Source organism: Granulicatella sp. WM01 (assembly GCF_004570605.1).
Classification (GTDB): Bacteria; Bacillota; Bacilli; order Lactobacillales; family Aerococcaceae; genus WM01.
This window is the reverse complement of the sequence record NZ_SPPB01000133.1, coordinates 1-555: the sequence shown is the minus strand read 5'-3', so window position 1 is coordinate 555 and position 555 is coordinate 1. Positions and strand designations below refer to the sequence as shown.

Sequence of the window (555 nt, the reverse complement as noted above, 5' to 3'; positions counted from 1 at the left end):
ATGCAACAGGCAGTGATCAGTTGTAAACAAACTTATAGCTATTTACCTAAAGTACTGTGTATTGATGAGTTTAAAGCTTTAAAAACAAGTTATTCAAAGATGAATTTTATATATGTTGATGGCGAAAGTGGCAAAATTATTGACATATTACCGACAAGACAGTGTCGTTATCTACTTAGTTATTTTCTAAAATATTCAAGAAAGCAACGCTTAAACGTACGTTATGTTGTTATGGATATGAATGCACATTATGGTAGTTGGATAAAACAGGTGTTTCCGAATGCAGAAATTGTTACAGATAGATTTCACATTGTTCAACATATCAATCGAACATTTAATCAGTTAAGATGTCAGATTATGAAAAAATATCTTAATCAATCAGATAGTACCCAACAAAAGATGGGTAGACGAATGAAGAGATATGGACGATTATTGATGAAGTATGAAGAAGATTTGGATGATAAAAAGTACGTGTATCATTATCTGTTTAAGACAGAGCTGACGGAAACGATGATTGTTAACGAGATATTATTATATGATGAAGAATTAAAAGAA

1 protein-coding gene is annotated in these 555 nt (G+C 30.6%); it reads left to right on the top strand.

Annotation, left to right across the window (positions count from 1 at the left end; translation table 11 throughout):
- Window positions 1-555: transposase (locus E4T68_RS08990; protein ID WP_167753883.1), on the top strand; the 555-nt coding region annotated here is incomplete at its 3' end.